At 27.9% G+C, this 920-nt stretch carries 1 protein-coding gene; it reads right to left on the bottom strand.

Annotated elements, in window-relative coordinates; all coding sequences use genetic code 11:
* Positions 1-33: 33 nt before the first annotated feature.
* Complete coding sequence (locus AZI32_RS17120; protein ID WP_242865325.1) at positions 34-555, bottom strand: hypothetical protein; 522 nt, start codon at positions 553-555, stop codon at positions 34-36.
* Positions 556-920: the final 365 nt, after the last annotated feature.

The following is a 920-nucleotide window of genomic DNA, read 5'->3' as shown; positions in this document are numbered from 1 at the left end:
AAGTCATTAAAAATAGCTTAAGAATCTGTTTTTTTATTCAACTGTAAAATTATTCAAGTAAAAACGCACTATTATAGATCCATAATAAAAACCGTCTATATCATCCCCTAGACCTATAATTTGTTGGCTATTAGTAACACCAGTTGTAAATACTGCAGTAAAACGCGCTAACCCACCTAATCCAGGAGAATATCGTAACACTTTTCTAGTTGCTATTTTGGAAGAACCATTATTGGCAGTACTTGTACTTAATATTGCCATAGAGTCCCCTTGAGTTGCAGTTCCTCCATTAGCTGTAGTAGTTATTATATAATCAGAATTAATGTTGTAATTAAAAGTCCAACCAGCCATAGGTGTCAATGCTATGGTTCTTAAGTCATTAAATGCTGTCAAAGGTATGCTGTAAGGATTATTAGTTCCATCAGTATTGGATAATTGAGTAATCAAATTACCATTTGAGTCAGTTTGAATAGCTACAGGTTGGTTTGAGTTAATTCCATATATTTGTGTTTTTAATTCTTGTGGAACGTTGGAAGAGACTAATGAGTTTACCATATATATCAACTCCGTATTTATACTATATAATTTAATATTATTATCTCATTATTTTATAGTATATTTATATAGAATGTGTATTGTTACATAATTCAGAGTTAAGAACAATTAATTTAAGATACAAATTCTAGTTTAAGACTAAAGAATATTATATTCACAATATATGGAAAATAATTCATGATAACATTACATTTGTTCATCAATGTGAAGTATTTTTCATGACATAATCTTGTTGAAGTGGGAATTAAAATGTTCTTTGAAATTTTAATTAATAGATGACTGTAATATAGGGAAACAAGCTCGAATTTAAATTTATTCAATAACTTTAAAATATTTTCATACAAAATGTAGTGTTGAATTCTAAG

Source organism: Clostridium sp. ATCC 25772 (genome assembly GCF_001573875.1).
Taxonomy (GTDB): Bacteria; Bacillota; Clostridia; order Clostridiales; family Clostridiaceae; genus Clostridium_J; species Clostridium_J senegalense.
Note: the sequence above shows the minus strand (reverse complement) of the source record. Positions and strands in the feature narration are given on the sequence as shown.

Excerpts from the sequence above, each read along its gene's own strand:
- AZI32_RS17120 (WP_242865325.1), bottom strand. The coding sequence starts at position 555 with ATGGTAAACTCATTAGTCTCTTCCAACGTTCCACAAGAATTAAAAACA.